Raw genomic sequence first — 13,911 nt, forward strand, 5'->3', positions numbered from 1 at the left:
CGACAACGCGGCGAGGCACGGCACCAGGCCCCGCGAGCCCGGCATGATCCCAAACGGGAGGCCCTAGGGGCCGTCCGGTCAGGGGCGGCCGCGCTGGCCCCGCAGATGCTCCGCGATGGGCTTGAGGGCCTTGTCGAGCTCGATGAGGGCCTCGGGGGAGAGCAGGTCGATGAAGTGCCGGCGCACCGACGCCACGTGGTGCGGCGCGACCTTCCTCATGGTCTCCAGGCCGTGCTCGGTGAGGACGGCGTAGAGCCCGCGGCGGTCGGACTCGCAGTTCTCCCGCCGCACCAGGTTCGCGTTCTCCATGCGCGTGATCTGGTGGGAGAGGCGGCTCTTGGACTGGAGGGTGGCGGAGGCGAGGTCGCTCATCCGCATCCGAACGCCCTCCGACTCGGAGAGGTTCACCAGGATCTCGTAGTCGTTCATCGTCAGGCCGAACGGCTGCAGGTCCTTCTCGAGCTGGTATGTCAACAACTTGTTGACTTCCAGGTGGGTGCGCCAAGCGCACTGCTCCGCATCGGTCAGCCAGCGGGTGGCCGTCTCGGTCTCCATGAATGAAGTCTACCTAAGAAGTTGAAAAGCTAACTATGAGGGGTTTTCCGTGACGGCGCGCACGCGTTCGACGTCACACTCCGCAGATTATCGCTCACAGCCCGAAGCGGCGCTGGAGGTCGCCCAGCTGTCCGGGAAGGCGCGGCGTCCCCGGCTGCTGTCCCCCGGTGCCGTGCGCTCCGCCGCCCGGCACGCCCGCGTCGTGCGGAACCGCGCCGGTGGCCTGCTCCGCCATCAGGGCCTCCGACGACTGCAGCAGCACCGTCCCCGCGCCCACGAACTCGAACTGGTGCTCCTCGCCGGAAGCCCCGCCCAGGCCCGTCAGCGCGCGCAGACCGCCCAGTACACCGGTCATGTACCCGTGGTCGTAGTGGTGGCACGGCGAGGGGCAGTCGGCCCAGCCGACCAGTGCCTGCGGATCCACCCGGAGAGGGGGTTCCATGAACACCACCGGGCCGTTGGACGCGGCCACGAACTTCCCGGTTCCGATCAGGGTCAGAAAGCCCGGCACGATCGACTGCTTGAGGGCGAGGCTTGGCTGAAAAGCGAGCAGGTTGCCCGAGCGAATGGTCAGATTGCCGTCCTCCAGGTCGTACGAGTTCACGTCAAACGCCCGGTCGGCGAGGAGCATCTTGCCCGAGCCCTCCGCCACGACCCAATCGCTCGCGTGCAAGGGCGAATGGAACGACGTACGCACCAGGCGGTCCAGCCGGCCGTGCCCGATCCCGTTGAAGTCGATCGACCCGTAGTAGGCAATCATCTTCCCCTTCTGCAGGAACCACCGGCTCCCCTTGAGCTCCACGCAGAAGGTGTACGCGTTCACGTTGTCGTCGCTCGGCAGCGTCACCGGGTCGTGCACCACCGGGCCGCCCGCCGTCCCGTACATGCTCACAGCTTCTCCTCGGAGGCCTGGACGTACACCGCGCCGCTGCCGCTCAGTTCCAGCTGGAACCCTTCCCCGGAACCGCGGCCCACCAGGTCGCGCCAGCCCAGCGCCGCGGACAGCCTGTTGCGTACGTCGCCGTGGTGGGCGACGTACGCCTGCGGGTCCACGCGCACCGGCCGCTGCGGGGTGACCGGGATCTCGAACACGCCCCCGTGGGCCATCACCGCCACCGCTCCGTGCCCTCGCAGCGCGGTCGTGAACAGCCCCTGCCCGCTCGCCTGCCCCCGCACCACGCCCATCACGCCGCCCTGCGAGCCCAGGAACACCGTCCGCTGCTCCAGGGTGCCCTCGAAGGCCAGCAGCCGGTCGGCCTCGACGTACAGCGTGTCACCGGACAGACGGATGACCTGCACGTGGTGGCCCCCGTGCCCGAACAGCACCGTGCCGCTGCCCTCGACGGTCATCAGCGGGGTGTCCTCGTCGGCGACCCGGCGCCCGATCATCGACATGATCCCGCCCTGGCCGCCGGCCGTGCTGGGCGTGAAGGACACGTCCCCCCGGTAGGCGAGCATCGCGCCGCGCTGGCTGAACAGCCGCTGCCCGGGCGTCACGGTCGCCTCGACCATCTTCGCGTTGATCTCCCGGAAGGTCATGTCACACGTCCCCCGCGATCGTGTTCCGCTCGCTCGGCTGCACGTAGACCAGCCCCTCCCCCTCGAACCGGATCTGGAAGGCCTCCCCGCCGCTCTCCCCCAGGAAGGTGCGGAACGTCACCCCGGACTGGAAGGACTGCCGCAGCCGCCCCTGGTGCGCCACGTAGGCCCCCGGGTCGACCAGCAGGGGGTACTGCGGATCCACCCGGAGGACCACCGCCGGGCCGTCCGACACGATCGCCGCCTGCCCGTGCCCCTCGACGGTCGTCGTGAACAGCCCGTTGCCCTGCGAGGCGCCGCGCGTCCCCGTGAAGCTGGTCCCCGTCCGCAGCCCGGCGTCCGCGGCCAGCAGGTTGCTCGACTCGACGTACAGCTTGTCCCCCTGGAGGCTCACGAGGCTGATCTCCGAGGCGCGGTCCGCGAACCAGCAGGTCCCGTGCCCCTTCACCTCCATCATCGTCATCTGCTCGCCCGTGAGCCGCCGGGTGACCATCCCCCGGACGCCCTCACCGCCGCCGCTCAGCTTCTTGAAGGCCATCTCGCCGTCGTACGCGACCATCGAGCCGTTCTTCGCCTTCACGGCGTCCCCGGTCATGTCGACGGCAAGCACCCTGCTGCTCTGAAGTCGGAACATCGCCACACCGCGACGGTATCCGCCGGCCGGGTCCGCCGACAGCTCCCACGGGGGTGGGACGGGCCCCGACCGCCCCCGGATCCCCCACCGGGGGCCGGGGTCGGGCGCGGCGCGGCGGTTTGCCACAATGGAGCGACGCTTGTGCGCGCGTTCACAAACCGTGCGACAGTTTCGGACCGTCTCCCACCGAAGGTGACCCGTGGACCTCAAGACCGCCACCGCCCTCCGCCGCCTCCGTCTGGTCTCGGCCCCCGAGGCGATCTCCTTCCTCCTGCTGCTGGTCTGCTCGGTGCTGAAGCGGACCACGGACTTTAACGCCGTGCCCGCGATGGGCATGATCCACGGCGTCCTCTTCATCCTGTACGTGATCTTCTGGGCCGACGCGTGGAACCGCGCCAAGTGGCCCCTGGGGACTGCCGCCCTCTACTTCGTCCTGTCCGTCCTGCCCACCGGCGGGTTCTTCGCCGACCGCAGGCTGCGCCGCGAGGCCGAGGCCGCGGTCATCGCCTCCCGCGCCCGCAAGGAAGGGATCGTCAACGCATGATCGTCGCATTCTCCGTGACGCCGCTGGGTGTCGGCGAGGACGTGGGGGAGTACGTCGCCGACGCCGTCCGCGTGGTCCGCGAGTCCGGGCTGCCGAACCGCACCGACGCGATGTTCACGTCCGTCGAGGGCGAATGGGACGAGGTGATGGAGGTCGTCAAGCGCGCGGTGGCCGCCGTCGAGGCGCGGGCGCCGCGGGTCTCCCTGGTCCTCAAGGCCGACATCCGTCCCGGTGTGACGGACGGACTGACGTCCAAGGTGGAGACGGTGGAGCGGCACCTCGCCGGGTAGCCGGCCGCCACGCGGCCGGCGTTCGCCCGGCACCCGGCGCCGGGGTGACCGTCGCCGGCTCGCGCGCCCCGGCGCCGCCGGGGCGCCTCCTCCCGGCCCCTTCGAGCAGGCGCCCCGGCGCCCGCCCGCACCGCCCCGGGGCACACCTCCCGGACCGTTCGGGCGCCGGGGGAAGCGCGATCGCCCGCCGCCGGACGGCACCCCGCCCACACCCCCACCCGCCTGGCCCTCCCGGTTCGACACACCCTCGCATCTCCCTTCCCGTGTGGGCGGATCACTCCGCACGCCGGAGGGCGCCGCGCGGCCGGAGGGTTATGACTGCGACACCCACAGCCACCCGGCCGGGCCCCTCACGGAGCCGCCCGGCCGATGCGGCCCGGCGCGGTGCCGCGCCCTCGCCACCGCCCTCCGGCCGCGTCCGGACGGCGGTGCGGCCCGAAGGGCGAGACGGGGGCTGTCCGGCATATGACCGGCCGGTAAGGTCTGGTGGCGTGCCGAAGCCCCTCAGTCTCTCGTTCGACCCCATCGCCCGCGCCGACGAACTCTGGAAGCAGCGCTGGGGCAGTGTGCCGTCCATGGCGGCGATCACGTCGATCATGCGCGCGCACCAGATCCTGCTGGCCGAGGTCGACGCGGTGGTCAAGCCGTACGGGCTGACGTTCGCGCGGTACGAGGCGCTGGTGCTGCTCACCTTCTCGAAATCCGGCGAGCTGCCGATGTCCAAGATCGGCGAGCGCCTGATGGTGCACCCCACGTCGGTCACGAACACCGTCGACCGGCTGGTGAAGTCGGGACTGGTCGCCAAGCGCCCCAACCCCAACGACGGCCGCGGCACCCTCGCCACCATCACCGACAAGGGCCGCGAGGTGGTCGAGGCGGCCACCCGCGACCTGATGGCGATGGACTTCGGCCTGGGCGTGTACGACGCGGAGGAGTGCGCGGAGATCTTCGCGATGCTCCGGCCGCTGCGGATCGCGGCGGGGGACTTCACGCAGGAGTGACCCTCCGGGGGCGTCGCGCGACCCGCCGGAAGATCGCGCGAAACGGGCGGTTACGCTCGGTCCCATGAAAAAGAGCGTGCTGACCCGTTACCGGGTCATGGCGTACGTCACCGGCGTGCTGCTGGTCCTGCTGTGCCTCGGCATGATCGCCAAGTATGCGCTGACGATGGACGGCGCCGACGGCTTCACCCGCGTCGTCGCCATCGCGCACGGCTGGCTCTACGTCGTCTACCTGGTCTTCGCCTTCGACCTGGGCGCCAAGGCCAAGTGGAAGGTCGGCAAGCAGCTGTGGGTGCTGATCGCCGGCACCATCCCGACGGCCGCCTTCTTCGTGGAGCGGAGGATCAGCCGGGAGCTGGCGGCGGATGCCGCCCAGGACGCCCCGGCGGTCGCGCGGGCGTAACCGGGCCGCCGTACGGGTATTCGTGCGGCGGTTCGCCATCGACATTTACTAGGACGTCCTAGTAAATTCGAAGGTATGGACGCTGACGCCATGGAGGAGGGCCGCCGCCGCTGGCAGGCCCGCTACGACGCCGCGCGCAAGCGCGAGGCCGACTTCACCACGCTCTCCGGGGATCCCGTGGAGCCGGTGTACGGGCCGCGGCCCGGGGACAGGTACGAGGGGTTCGAGAGGATCGGGTGGCCGGGGGAGTACCCCTTCACCCGCGGGCTGTACCCGACCGGGTACCGGGGGCGTACGTGGACCATCCGGCAGTTCGCCGGGTTCGGGAACGCCGAGCAGACCAACGAGCGGTACAAGATGATCCTCGCCGCGGGCGGCGGGGGCCTGTCCGTCGCCTTCGACATGCCGACGCTGATGGGCCGCGACTCCGACGACCCGCGCTCGCTGGGCGAGGTCGGGCACTGCGGCGTCGCGATCGACTCGGCGGCCGACATGGAGGTGCTGTTCCGGGACATCCCCCTGGGGGATGTGACCACCTCCATGACCATCAGCGGCCCGGCCGTCCCCGTCTTCTGCATGTACCTGGTCGCCGCCGAGCGGCAGGGCGTCGAGCACTCCGTGCTCAACGGCACCCTCCAGACCGACATCTTCAAGGAGTACATCGCCCAGAAGGAGTGGCTCTTCCAGCCCGAGCCGCACCTGCGCCTGATCGGCGACCTCATGGAGTACTGCGCGGCCGGCATCCCCGCCTACAAGCCGCTGTCCGTCTCCGGCTACCACATCCGCGAGGCCGGGGCGACGGCCGCGCAGGAGCTGGCGTACACCCTCGCGGACGGCTTCGGGTACGTCGAGCTGGGTCTGAGCCGCGGCCTCGACGTGGACGTCTTCGCGCCGGGGCTGTCCTTCTTCTTCGACGCGCACGTCGACTTCTTCGAGGAGATCGCCAAGTTCCGCGCGGCGCGCCGGATCTGGGCGCGGTGGATGCGGGACGTGTACGGGGCGAGGAGCGAGAAGGCGCAGTGGCTGCGCTTCCACACGCAGACCGCCGGCGTCTCGCTGACCGCGCAGCAGCCGTACAACAACGTGGTGCGCACCGCGGTGGAGGCGCTGGCCGCCGTGCTCGGCGGAACCAACTCCCTGCACACCAACGCCCTGGACGAGACCCTCGCCCTGCCCAGCGAACAGGCCGCCGAGATCGCCCTGCGCACCCAGCAGGTGCTGATGGAGGAGACCGGCGTGGCCAACGTCGCCGACCCGCTCGGCGGCTCCTGGTACGTCGAGCAGCTCACCGACCGGATCGAGGCCGACGCCGAGAAGATCTTCGAGCAGATCAGGGAGCGGGGCCTCAGGGCCCACCCCGACGGGCGGCACCCCATCGGCCCCATGACCTCCGGCATCCTGCGCGGCATCGAGGACGGGTGGTTCACCGGCGAGATCGCCGAGTCCGCCTTCCGCTACCAGCAGGCCCTGGAGAAGGGCGACAAGAAGGTGGTCGGCGTCAACGTCCACACCGGGTCCGTCACCGGGGACCTGGAGATCCTGCGGGTCAGCCACGAAGTGGAGCGGGAGCAGGTGCGGGCGCTGCGCGAGCGCAAGGCCGCCCGCGACGACGCGGCGGTGCGCTCCGCCCTCGCCGGGATGATCGACGCCGCCCGCCGCGGCACCAACATGATCGAGCCGATGCTCCGGGCGGTGCGGGCGGAGGCGACGCTGGGCGAGATCTGCGGGGCGCTCAGGGAGGAGTGGGGCGTCTACACGGAACCGGCCGGCTTCTAGGCCTCTCGTTTGGATCATGCCGGGCTCGCGGGGCCTGGTGCCGTGCCCCGCCGCGTTGTCGTCGGTTGCCATGGCTCCGCCATGGCGCCCTCCTCCGCCTTGCGATGCACGGCACCGGGTCCCGCTCCCTGAATCCGACCTGTCCAAACGAAAGACCCCAGGGGGCCGGCGTACGGAGCGCGGGCGGGCGCTCCCCGGCGCGGCGGGCGCGGTCAGCGCCGGCCGCCGCGCGCGCCGGTGCGGGCCAGCCCGTGCAGCAGGACCCGGGTGAAGCCGCGCGCCCACTCCTCGTCGGCCGGCTCCGCGCTCACCAGGGTGCGGTGGACCACCGCGCCGGCCACCATGTCGAAGATCAGGTCCACGGTGCGGGCGGTCTGCCGCGGATCCGGCTGCGGGGGAAGCTCCCCGCGCCGCTGGGCGCGGGCCCGGCCCTCCCGGACCAGGCGTTTCTGCCGGTCGACGATGAGAGCGCGGATCCGGGCGCGCAGGGCGTCGTCGCGGGTCGCCTCCGCCACCACCGCCATCAGCCCGCTGCGGGCCTCCGGGCGCTCCAGGATCGCCGCGAACTGCAGGACGACGCCCTGGATGTCGGCGCTGAGGGAGCCGTGGTCGGGGAGGCGGAGCTCGTCGAAGAGTTCCGCGACGGCGTCGACCACCAGTTCGTTCTTGCCCGGCCAGCGACGGTACAGCGTGGTCTTCGCAACCCCGGCGCGTGCGGCGACGTCTCCCAGGGTGAGCTTGGACCAGCCCAGTTCGACCAGGGCCGCCCGGGTCGCGGCCAGGATCGCGGCATCGGCCGCGGCACTGCGCGGGCGCCCGGCACGGCCGGCGTGGCCGGTGGGGGAGCGGGACTGCATCCCACGACCATAACCGCGCCTCCCGCGGGGCCGTGAGGGAGATCACCGGGGGAGGGTGTCCCCGGGGTCCCGGCCGGTATTACGCTACGACCCGTAGCGAAAGCTGCGGCGAGCGGCGCACCCGGCGTGTCCGGGCGCGTACGCGAGCGACGACCACGGGCGCGGGGTGGGGACCCGGCGCCGCGGGGCCTTTCGACAGGCCCCGCCGCCACATCGTTTTTCACAGACGCGGCCGGACGGGGGAGGATAGGCGCATGCAGCCACGGAACATGTCCATGAGCGGAGTCGTCGACCTCGCCGCGGTGAAGGCGGCCCAGGAGGCCAAGGCGAAGGCGGAGCAGGCGCGCGCCCAAGCGGCCCGGCAGGGCGGCGGCACCGGAGCCGTCTCCCCGGCCGATCTCGTCATCGACGTCGACGAGGCCGGGTTCGAGCGCGACGTCCTGCAGCGGTCCACCGAGGTCCCGGTCGTCATCGACTTCTGGGCCGAGTGGTGCCAGCCCTGCAAGCAGCTCAGCCCGGTGCTGGAGCGGCTCGCCGTCGAGTACAACGGGCGCTTCGTCCTCGCCAAGATCGACGTCGACGCCAACCAGCTGCTGATGCAGCAGTTCGGGGTCCAGGGGATCCCGGCCGTGTTCGCGGTGGTCGCCGGCCAGGCGCTGCCGCTCTTCCAGGGCGCCGCCGGCGAGACGCAGATCCGGCAGACCCTGGACCAGCTGGTGCAGGTCGCCGAGCAGCGCTTCGGCCTGACCGGCCTCACCGTCGACCCGGAGGCCGAGCCGGGCGGCGCCCCGGCCGCCCCCGCCCGTCCCGCCGGCCCGCACGACGCCGCGCTGGAGGCCGCCGTGCAGGCCCTGGACGCGGGCGACCTGGGCGGCGCCATCCGGGCGTACCAGAACGTGCTGAGCGACGACCCGGGCAACACCGAGGCCAAACTGGGCCTGGCTCAGGCCGAGTTGCTCCAGCGGGTGCAGGGGCTCGACCCGCAGCGGGTCCGCAAGGACGCCGCCGAGAAGCCGGACGACGCGCAGGCGCAGATGGCCGCCGCCGACCTCGACCTCGCGGGCGGGCACGTGGAGGACGCCTTCGGGCGGCTCACCGAGACGGTGCGGCGCACGACGGGTGAGGACCGGGACGCCGTACGGGTGCGGCTGCTGGAACTCTTCGAGGTCGTCGGCGCCGAGGACCCGCGGGTGATCGCGGCGCGCAGGGCGCTCGCGCGCGCCCTGTTCTGACCGGGGGAGCCTCCTCCGCGGGGCACGCCCCGAACCGCCTGGGCACGTGATTCCTGAGTGACGCTGGGACGACAGCAAGCCGGTGCGGCCGCGTTTTGCCAAATCTTGGCAATCGCGGCCGCTGTTACTGCCAGTAAGTCAGTGGTGGCGATCTGTCGGATTCTGTCCGAGGGCAAGGGAATTGTTCTGCCGTCGGCTACCACTGAGCGTCGCCGGATGGGGCCGGTGTGTCCCGTATCGGTCACCCGGTCGTTACTAGTGAGTAACGAACCCCCTTGTGTCTGCGGCGAGAATGCACAACGATCGGCGACGCTCGGTCCAATCCCGTACCCGACAGCCAATCGGGTCGCGGGACTTCCTGGGTCCCCACCGAGCAGGGCCGGCGGCAGTGGGCGCCGGCTCTTGGGCAGGGGGGTCTTCGCTCACCCGGCGAAGCCTGTCCAGCGAGGTTGTGCGTGATGTGCGTCAGGCGCGACCAGTGGTTGTCGCTCGGGGGTGATCGCCGGTGATTCGGGCGCGTTGTGCGTGCCGTCGAGCGCGGGCGCTCCCCTTCCCGAGGACGTAGCACTTCTCCCATCCCTGCCCGGCCGAGCCGCCGTCTGGGGCCGACCGGGGCCAGGAGATGTACGTCCGAGAAGGAGGAAACATGGAGTCCCAGGTGCGTGGCGGGACCAGATGGAAGCGGTTCGCCGTGGTGATGGTGCCCAGCGTCGCCGCCACGGCGTGTGTGGGCATCGGACTGGCGCAGGGCGCCCTCGCGGCGTCGTTCGCCGTGTCCGGCCAGCAGTTCAAGGTGTCGGCCGGCCACTTGCACGGTGTGGGTTTCGCGCAGTACGGCGGCATAGACACCGGCTACACCACGACCAAGGGCGAGAAGACGACCCGGCACCCGGTCGCGATCTCGTCGTTCGAGAGGGCCGAGATCACCGAGATGTGCCAGTCGGTCAAGACGGAGCTCCCCCTCATCGGGAAGACGATCTACCTCCGTCTGGACGCCGGCCCGAACGACGAGCAGAAGGTCGTGGCCACCAACCTCTACATCGACGTCGCCCGGCTCGACGCCGACGCCGAGTTCAAGAACATCGACATCGGTGTGGCGGTCAAGGACCTGACCGAGGGCCCCGACGTGAAGAAGGACGATGTCGTGCAGCAGGGCGGCTTCGCCCAGCAGGCGGAAGAGGCGGACCTCTACGAGGTGCGGCAGACGGCGTGGGCGACCACGGCCGGCAGCTTCAAGCTCAGCGGTCTGAAGATGCGTCTTGGCACGGACCCCGAGATGGAGTGCTACCCGGGGTGACCCGGGGCGGCTGAGCCGCCCCGGCGGGGTGGGGGAGCGCGCGCTTCTCCGCCCCGGCCCCGGCCCTCGCCCGGTGCTTGCGCGCCTGGCGTCGAACCCCACCCAGACTTCCGGCTTCTCCATGCCTACGGCCGAGCCGGTATGTACGACCACCGGACCCAGGGAGCTGTTTTCCATGAGTGCCGAGACTCCGGTTCAGAGCGCCGGGAACCTCACCCGGCTGCGACTGCGGTTCCGTGACTGGCGGGGCAGCCGACCGTTCTGGGCGGGTCTGTTCACCCTGCTCGGCGGGGCGCCGATCGCCTACTTCCCGTATGCCACGCTCCAGTTGGGCACCATGTCGATCACCATGTCGACGACGGCCGGTGCCGGTTCGCTGATCATCGGCGTGCTGCTGATCACGCTCGGGCTGACGATGTGGTTCCAGGCGGCCACACGCATCTTCGCGGGCGTCGCGGCGATCGTCCTCGCCCTGGTGTCCCTGGTGATCTCCAACATCGGGGGTTTCCTGATCGGATTCCTGCTGGCACTGGTCGGCGGCGCGCTCGCCGTCTCCTGGGCGCCGGGCAAGGCGGAGCCCGCCGGGCACGGGCAGCAGCCGGCGGGTGTCCCGGGACCCGGTGGAACGGACGCCTCCGAAGGGAGCGGTCCGAACGGTCCCCGGGCCGGGGACCGCGACGGGGGGCACCGTGTCGGCTGACGGGATCCGGGACGACAGCAGCGCGGGGGTGCCGCCGCGGGAGGGAACCGGGCCCCGCCACGCGGTTCCCAGGAAGCCGCTCCTGACCAGGTTTCACGTGCCGGCCGGCCGGGCGATAGCCCTGGCGGCGATGCCCACGGCGGTCCTCATGGGGATGGGGTTCACGCCGGGGCCGGCCCTCGCCGACAGCCCCTTGGCGTCGGCCTCGAACAGCCTGACGGCCGAGGAGTACGAGGCCTGCATGGCCGCTTTGGAGAAGAGCGGCACGGCGGAGCCGTCGCCCTCCGCGTCGCCGGGCGGGGAGGAGAAGGGCGGCGGGGGCGAGAAGGGCGCGTCGGCGGTGCCTTCGGCCTCCGCCGGTGCGGAGGGCGGCGTGCCGGAGGGCGGCGCGCCGGCGGAGGGCACCGCCCCGGGCCGGGCCCCTTCGTCGGATTCAGGTTCCGACGACGCGGCCCCCGAAGGCGGGCGGACCAGTCCTGCGCAACAGGGTGCGCGAGCGGTCGAGCCCTCCACGTCCCCCTCCTCGTCCCCGAGCGCGCGGGGCGCCGGAGCGGACGCCGCGGCCGGTGCCCCGCCTCCGCCGGAGCCGGAGGGCGGTGGCCTGCTGGAGGACCTCGGCGACGCCGTCGAGGGGGTCCTCACCGGCGGCGGGTCGCCGAAGGGCACGGGCCCCACGCCCACCCCCTCGGCATCCGCGAGCGCGGTCCCGTCCCCGTCCACCCCCGCCGAGGACCCGGCGGAGGACCCGGCGGAGGAGACGGCGGAGGACCCGGCGGAGGAGACGGCGGAGGACCCGGCGGAGGAGACGGCGGAGAAGACCGCCGGCGCGTCCGGCGCGGCGGCCGGGCGAGCCGAGCGGGCCGAGCGGGCCGAGCGGGCCGAGCGGGCCTGGAGGGCGGCGGAAGAGGTCGGGAAGGCCGCGGGGGAGACCGCCGACGGAGAGGCCACCGCCTCGCCCGGTCCCGGCTCCACCCCGTCGGCGAGCGCCTCCGCGGACCCCGCGGACTGCCCGATCGCCACGGACGCGGAGGGCGGCGTCGACAACGCCCTCCTGGTGCCCGACGACCCCTGGTACCTGGAGGCCAGTTCGCTGCTGCTCAAGGGCGCCGACTACCAGGGCGTCGTCGAGGTGGAGACGGCGAGCGGCACGACGAAGCGCGTGCTGAAGTACGTCGTCTCCGACGGCACCGACATCGGCGACCTGCACCAGATCGTCAAGGACCGGGGCAGCGGCAGGACCTACCACGTGCAGGCGGCCGAGGGTTCCACGTCCACCATCCGCGACGGCAAGACGATCATGTACACGGAGAGCATCTCCGGGAAGCTGCTCGGCCTGATCCCGATCACGTTCGATCCGGAGCACCCGCCGCCGCTGAACATCCCCACGGTCTACTTCACCGACGTCAAGGTCACCCAGGCCGGCCAGTTCGGCGGCACCCTGACCATTCCCGGGCTGCGTCAGACCATCACCGACTGACCGTCCCCCGTGGTCCCGTTGCCCTCCTCATCCGCTCACTCGCCCCCTTTCCCCCGCGGACCCGTCCGGGAGCCGCACGACGCCGAGGGCGCCTCCTGCCGATCGCGGGAGGCGCCCTCGGTGGCGTGAGCGGGCGGCGGACGTCAGTTGCCGCGGGTGCCCTCGCCCAGGTGGTGGACGCGGACCATGTTGGTGGTGCCGGGGACACCGGGCGGCGAGCCGGCGGTGATCACGACGATGTCGCCCTCGTTGAACCGGCCGAGCTTGACCATCTCCTGGTCCACCAGGTCCACCATCTCGTCGGTGCTGTTGACGAACGGCACGACGTGCGGCTCCACGCCCCAGCTCAGGGTGAGCTGGTTGCGGGTGGACTCGTCCGTGGTGAACGCCAGGATCGGCTGGGCCGCGCGGTAGCGGCACAGGCGGCGGGCGGTGTCACCGGACTGGGTGAAGGCCACCAGGCCCTTGCCGCCGAGGAAGTCGGCGATCTCGCAGGCGGCGCGGGCCACCGAGCCGCCCTGCGTGCGCGGCTTCTTGCCCGGGACCAGCGGCTGGAGGCCCTTGGAGAGCAGCTCCTGCTCGGCCGCGGTGACGATCTTCGACATCGTCTTGACGGTCTCGATCGGGTACGCGCCCACGCTGGACTCGGCGGACAGCATGACCGCGTCGGCGCCGTCCAGGATCGCGTTGGCCACGTCGGAGGCCTCGGCGCGGGTCGGACGCGAGTTGGTGATCATCGACTCCATCATCTGGGTCGCGACGATCACCGGCTTGGCGTTGCGCCGGCACAGCTCGATCAGGCGCTTCTGCACCATGGGGACCTTCTCGAGCGGGTACTCGACGGCCAGGTCGCCGCGGGCGACCATGACGCCGTCGAACGCCAGCACGACGTCCTCCATGTTCTCCACCGCCTGCGGCTTCTCCACCTTGGCGATGACCGGGACGCGGCGGCCCTCCTCGTCCATGACGCGGTGCACGTCCTGGATGTCCTTGGCGTCGCGGACGAAGGACAGGGCGACCAGGTCGCAGCCCATGCGCAGCGCGAACCGGAGGTCCTCGACGTCCTTGTCGGACAGGGCGGGGACGTTGACGGCCGCGCCGGGCAGGTTGATGCCCTTGTGGTCGGAGACGACGCCGCCCTCGATGACGATCGTCCTCACCTGGTGGCCGACGACCTCGGTGACCTTCAGTTCGACGTTGCCGTCGTTGATGAGGATCTGGTCGCCCTTGGCCACGTCGCCGGGCAGGCCCTTGTAGGTGGTGCCGCAGATCGTCTTGTCGCCCGGCACGTCCTCGGTGGTGATGGTGAACTCGTCACCGCGGACCAGCTCCACCGGGCCCTCGGCGAAGGTCTCCAGCCGGATCTTGGGACCCTGGAGGTCGGCGAGGACGCCGACGGGCCGGCCCGCTTCCTTGGCGGCGGCCCGGAGGCGGTCGTACCGCCCCTGGTGCTCGGCGTGGGACCCGTGGCTGAAGTTGAAGCGGGCCACGTTCATGCCCGCCTCGATCAGCGCGACGAGCTGTTCGTGGGAGTCGACCGCGGGGCCGAGAGTACAGACGATTTTCGAACGGCGCATGGGGCGATCCTATCGGTTTGTTTCGCTAC

At 71.6% G+C, this 13,911-nt stretch carries 16 protein-coding genes; 9 read left to right on the forward strand and 7 right to left on the reverse strand.

The window, feature by feature from the left end:
• Nucleotides 1-78: 78 nt before the first annotated feature.
• The 4 genes from ACSU6Z_RS20435 to ACSU6Z_RS20450 all read right to left on the reverse strand — a co-directional run bounded on the left by ACSU6Z_RS20435 (nucleotide 79) and on the right by ACSU6Z_RS20450 (nucleotide 2,728).
• Complete coding sequence (locus ACSU6Z_RS20435; protein ID WP_437047603.1) at nucleotides 79-555, reverse strand: MarR family winged helix-turn-helix transcriptional regulator; 477 nt, start codon at nucleotides 553-555, stop codon at nucleotides 79-81.
• Nucleotides 556-649: 94 nt separating this feature from the next.
• A complete protein-coding gene (locus tag ACSU6Z_RS20440; protein ID WP_437047604.1) occupies nucleotides 650-1,447 on the reverse strand; it encodes an AIM24 family protein in 798 nt (265 codons plus the stop codon).
• Nucleotides 1,444-2,094, reverse strand: a complete 651-nt coding sequence (locus ACSU6Z_RS20445; protein WP_437047606.1) for an AIM24 family protein — start codon at nucleotides 2,092-2,094, stop codon at nucleotides 1,444-1,446. The genes ACSU6Z_RS20440 and ACSU6Z_RS20445 overlap by 4 nt, the downstream gene beginning before the upstream one ends.
• Before the next feature lies 1 nt (nucleotide 2,095).
• Complete coding sequence (locus ACSU6Z_RS20450; RefSeq protein WP_437050401.1) at nucleotides 2,096-2,728, reverse strand: AIM24 family protein; 633 nt, start codon at nucleotides 2,726-2,728, stop codon at nucleotides 2,096-2,098.
• 199 nt (nucleotides 2,729-2,927) lie between these two features.
• Here ACSU6Z_RS20450 and ACSU6Z_RS20455 point away from each other — a divergent pair, with 199 nt between their 5' ends.
• The 5 genes from ACSU6Z_RS20455 (at nucleotide 2,928) to ACSU6Z_RS20475 (ending at nucleotide 6,742) form a co-directional block, all read left to right on the forward strand.
• Complete coding sequence (locus ACSU6Z_RS20455) at nucleotides 2,928-3,272, forward strand: DUF3817 domain-containing protein (protein WP_437047608.1); 345 nt, start codon at nucleotides 2,928-2,930, stop codon at nucleotides 3,270-3,272.
• Nucleotides 3,269-3,562: an MTH1187 family thiamine-binding protein gene (locus ACSU6Z_RS20460; RefSeq protein ID WP_437047610.1), complete on the forward strand. Its 294-nt coding sequence runs from the start codon at nucleotides 3,269-3,271 to the stop codon at nucleotides 3,560-3,562. Before ACSU6Z_RS20455 ends, ACSU6Z_RS20460 begins: the two co-directional genes overlap by 4 nt.
• A gap of 491 nt (nucleotides 3,563-4,053) precedes the next feature.
• Nucleotides 4,054-4,563 (forward strand): MarR family winged helix-turn-helix transcriptional regulator, encoded by a 510-nt coding sequence (locus ACSU6Z_RS20465; RefSeq protein ID WP_437047612.1) that lies wholly within the window; start codon nucleotides 4,054-4,056, stop codon nucleotides 4,561-4,563.
• 64 nt (nucleotides 4,564-4,627) lie between these two features.
• Nucleotides 4,628-4,966 carry a DUF3817 domain-containing protein gene (locus ACSU6Z_RS20470; protein ID WP_437047614.1) on the forward strand — a complete coding sequence of 113 codons (339 nt, stop codon included), beginning with the start codon at nucleotides 4,628-4,630 and terminating at the stop codon, nucleotides 4,964-4,966.
• Nucleotides 4,967-5,041: 75 nt separating this feature from the next.
• Nucleotides 5,042-6,742 carry an acyl-CoA mutase large subunit family protein gene (locus ACSU6Z_RS20475; protein WP_437047616.1) on the forward strand — a complete coding sequence of 567 codons (1,701 nt, stop codon included), beginning with the start codon at nucleotides 5,042-5,044 and terminating at the stop codon, nucleotides 6,740-6,742.
• Between the two features lie 212 nt (nucleotides 6,743-6,954).
• Here the strand turns inward: ACSU6Z_RS20475 and ACSU6Z_RS20480 are convergent, their stop codons facing one another.
• Complete coding sequence (locus ACSU6Z_RS20480) at nucleotides 6,955-7,599, reverse strand: TetR/AcrR family transcriptional regulator (RefSeq protein WP_437047618.1); 645 nt, start codon at nucleotides 7,597-7,599, stop codon at nucleotides 6,955-6,957.
• A 254-nt stretch (nucleotides 7,600-7,853) separates the two neighbouring features.
• On the opposite strand from ACSU6Z_RS20480, the gene ACSU6Z_RS20485 reads away from it, so the two are divergent.
• The 3 genes from ACSU6Z_RS20485 (at nucleotide 7,854) to ACSU6Z_RS20495 (ending at nucleotide 10,828) form a co-directional block, all read left to right on the forward strand.
• Nucleotides 7,854-8,831: a tetratricopeptide repeat protein gene (locus ACSU6Z_RS20485; RefSeq protein ID WP_437047619.1), complete on the forward strand. Its 978-nt coding sequence runs from the start codon at nucleotides 7,854-7,856 to the stop codon at nucleotides 8,829-8,831.
• A gap of 646 nt (nucleotides 8,832-9,477) precedes the next feature.
• The gene (locus ACSU6Z_RS20490) at nucleotides 9,478-10,128 is read left to right on the forward strand and encodes a DUF6230 family protein (RefSeq protein ID WP_437047621.1); all 651 of its coding nucleotides are present in this window, start codon (nucleotides 9,478-9,480) and stop codon (nucleotides 10,126-10,128) included.
• 175 nt (nucleotides 10,129-10,303) lie between these two features.
• Nucleotides 10,304-10,828, forward strand: a complete 525-nt coding sequence (locus tag ACSU6Z_RS20495) for a DUF6114 domain-containing protein (protein ID WP_437047623.1) — start codon at nucleotides 10,304-10,306, stop codon at nucleotides 10,826-10,828.
• A gap of 93 nt (nucleotides 10,829-10,921) precedes the next feature.
• On the opposite strand, the gene ACSU6Z_RS20500 is transcribed toward ACSU6Z_RS20495, so the two are convergent.
• Nucleotides 10,922-11,071, reverse strand: coding sequence for a hypothetical protein (locus ACSU6Z_RS20500; protein WP_437047625.1), 150 nt, complete (start codon nucleotides 11,069-11,071; stop codon nucleotides 10,922-10,924).
• On the opposite strand from ACSU6Z_RS20500, the gene ACSU6Z_RS20505 reads away from it, so the two are divergent.
• Complete coding sequence (locus ACSU6Z_RS20505) at nucleotides 11,070-12,305, forward strand: hypothetical protein (protein WP_437047626.1); 1,236 nt, start codon at nucleotides 11,070-11,072, stop codon at nucleotides 12,303-12,305. The genes ACSU6Z_RS20500 and ACSU6Z_RS20505 overlap by 2 nt on opposite strands.
• A 143-nt stretch (nucleotides 12,306-12,448) precedes the next feature.
• Here the strand turns inward: ACSU6Z_RS20505 and pyk are convergent, their stop codons facing one another.
• Nucleotides 12,449-13,882: a pyruvate kinase gene (gene pyk / locus ACSU6Z_RS20510; protein WP_437047627.1), complete on the reverse strand. Its 1,434-nt coding sequence runs from the start codon at nucleotides 13,880-13,882 to the stop codon at nucleotides 12,449-12,451.
• Nucleotides 13,883-13,911: the final 29 nt, after the last annotated feature.

Origin of the sequence: Streptomyces sp. enrichment culture, assembly GCF_964273145.1 — a bacterium.
Taxonomy (GTDB): Bacteria; Actinomycetota; Actinomycetes; order Streptomycetales; family Streptomycetaceae; genus Streptomyces.

What these genes read in the sequence shown, in the direction of transcription:
- ACSU6Z_RS20495 (WP_437047623.1), top strand. Translation starts at nt 10,304, where the DNA reads ATGAGTGCCGAGACTCCGGTTCAGAGCGCCGGGAACCTCACCCGGCTG.
- ACSU6Z_RS20490 (WP_437047621.1), top strand. Translation starts at nt 9,478, where the DNA reads ATGGAGTCCCAGGTGCGTGGCGGGACCAGATGGAAGCGGTTCGCCGTG.
- pyk (WP_437047627.1), bottom strand. Translation starts at nt 13,882, where the DNA reads ATGCGCCGTTCGAAAATCGTCTGTACTCTCGGCCCCGCGGTCGACTCC.
- ACSU6Z_RS20480 (WP_437047618.1), bottom strand. Translation starts at nt 7,599, where the DNA reads ATGCAGTCCCGCTCCCCCACCGGCCACGCCGGCCGTGCCGGGCGCCCG.
- ACSU6Z_RS20505 (WP_437047626.1), top strand. Translation starts at nt 11,070, where the DNA reads ATGGCCGCTTTGGAGAAGAGCGGCACGGCGGAGCCGTCGCCCTCCGCG.
- ACSU6Z_RS20450 (WP_437050401.1), bottom strand. Translation starts at nt 2,728, where the DNA reads ATGTTCCGACTTCAGAGCAGCAGGGTGCTTGCCGTCGACATGACCGGG.
- ACSU6Z_RS20460 (WP_437047610.1), top strand. Translation starts at nt 3,269, where the DNA reads ATGATCGTCGCATTCTCCGTGACGCCGCTGGGTGTCGGCGAGGACGTG.
- ACSU6Z_RS20500 (WP_437047625.1), bottom strand. Translation starts at nt 11,071, where the DNA reads ATGCAGGCCTCGTACTCCTCGGCCGTCAGGCTGTTCGAGGCCGACGCC.
- ACSU6Z_RS20485 (WP_437047619.1), top strand. Translation starts at nt 7,854, where the DNA reads ATGCAGCCACGGAACATGTCCATGAGCGGAGTCGTCGACCTCGCCGCG.
- ACSU6Z_RS20435 (WP_437047603.1), bottom strand. Translation starts at nt 555, where the DNA reads ATGGAGACCGAGACGGCCACCCGCTGGCTGACCGATGCGGAGCAGTGC.
- ACSU6Z_RS20470 (WP_437047614.1), top strand. Translation starts at nt 4,628, where the DNA reads ATGAAAAAGAGCGTGCTGACCCGTTACCGGGTCATGGCGTACGTCACC.
- ACSU6Z_RS20475 (WP_437047616.1), top strand. Translation starts at nt 5,042, where the DNA reads ATGGACGCTGACGCCATGGAGGAGGGCCGCCGCCGCTGGCAGGCCCGC.
- ACSU6Z_RS20445 (WP_437047606.1), bottom strand. Translation starts at nt 2,094, where the DNA reads ATGACCTTCCGGGAGATCAACGCGAAGATGGTCGAGGCGACCGTGACG.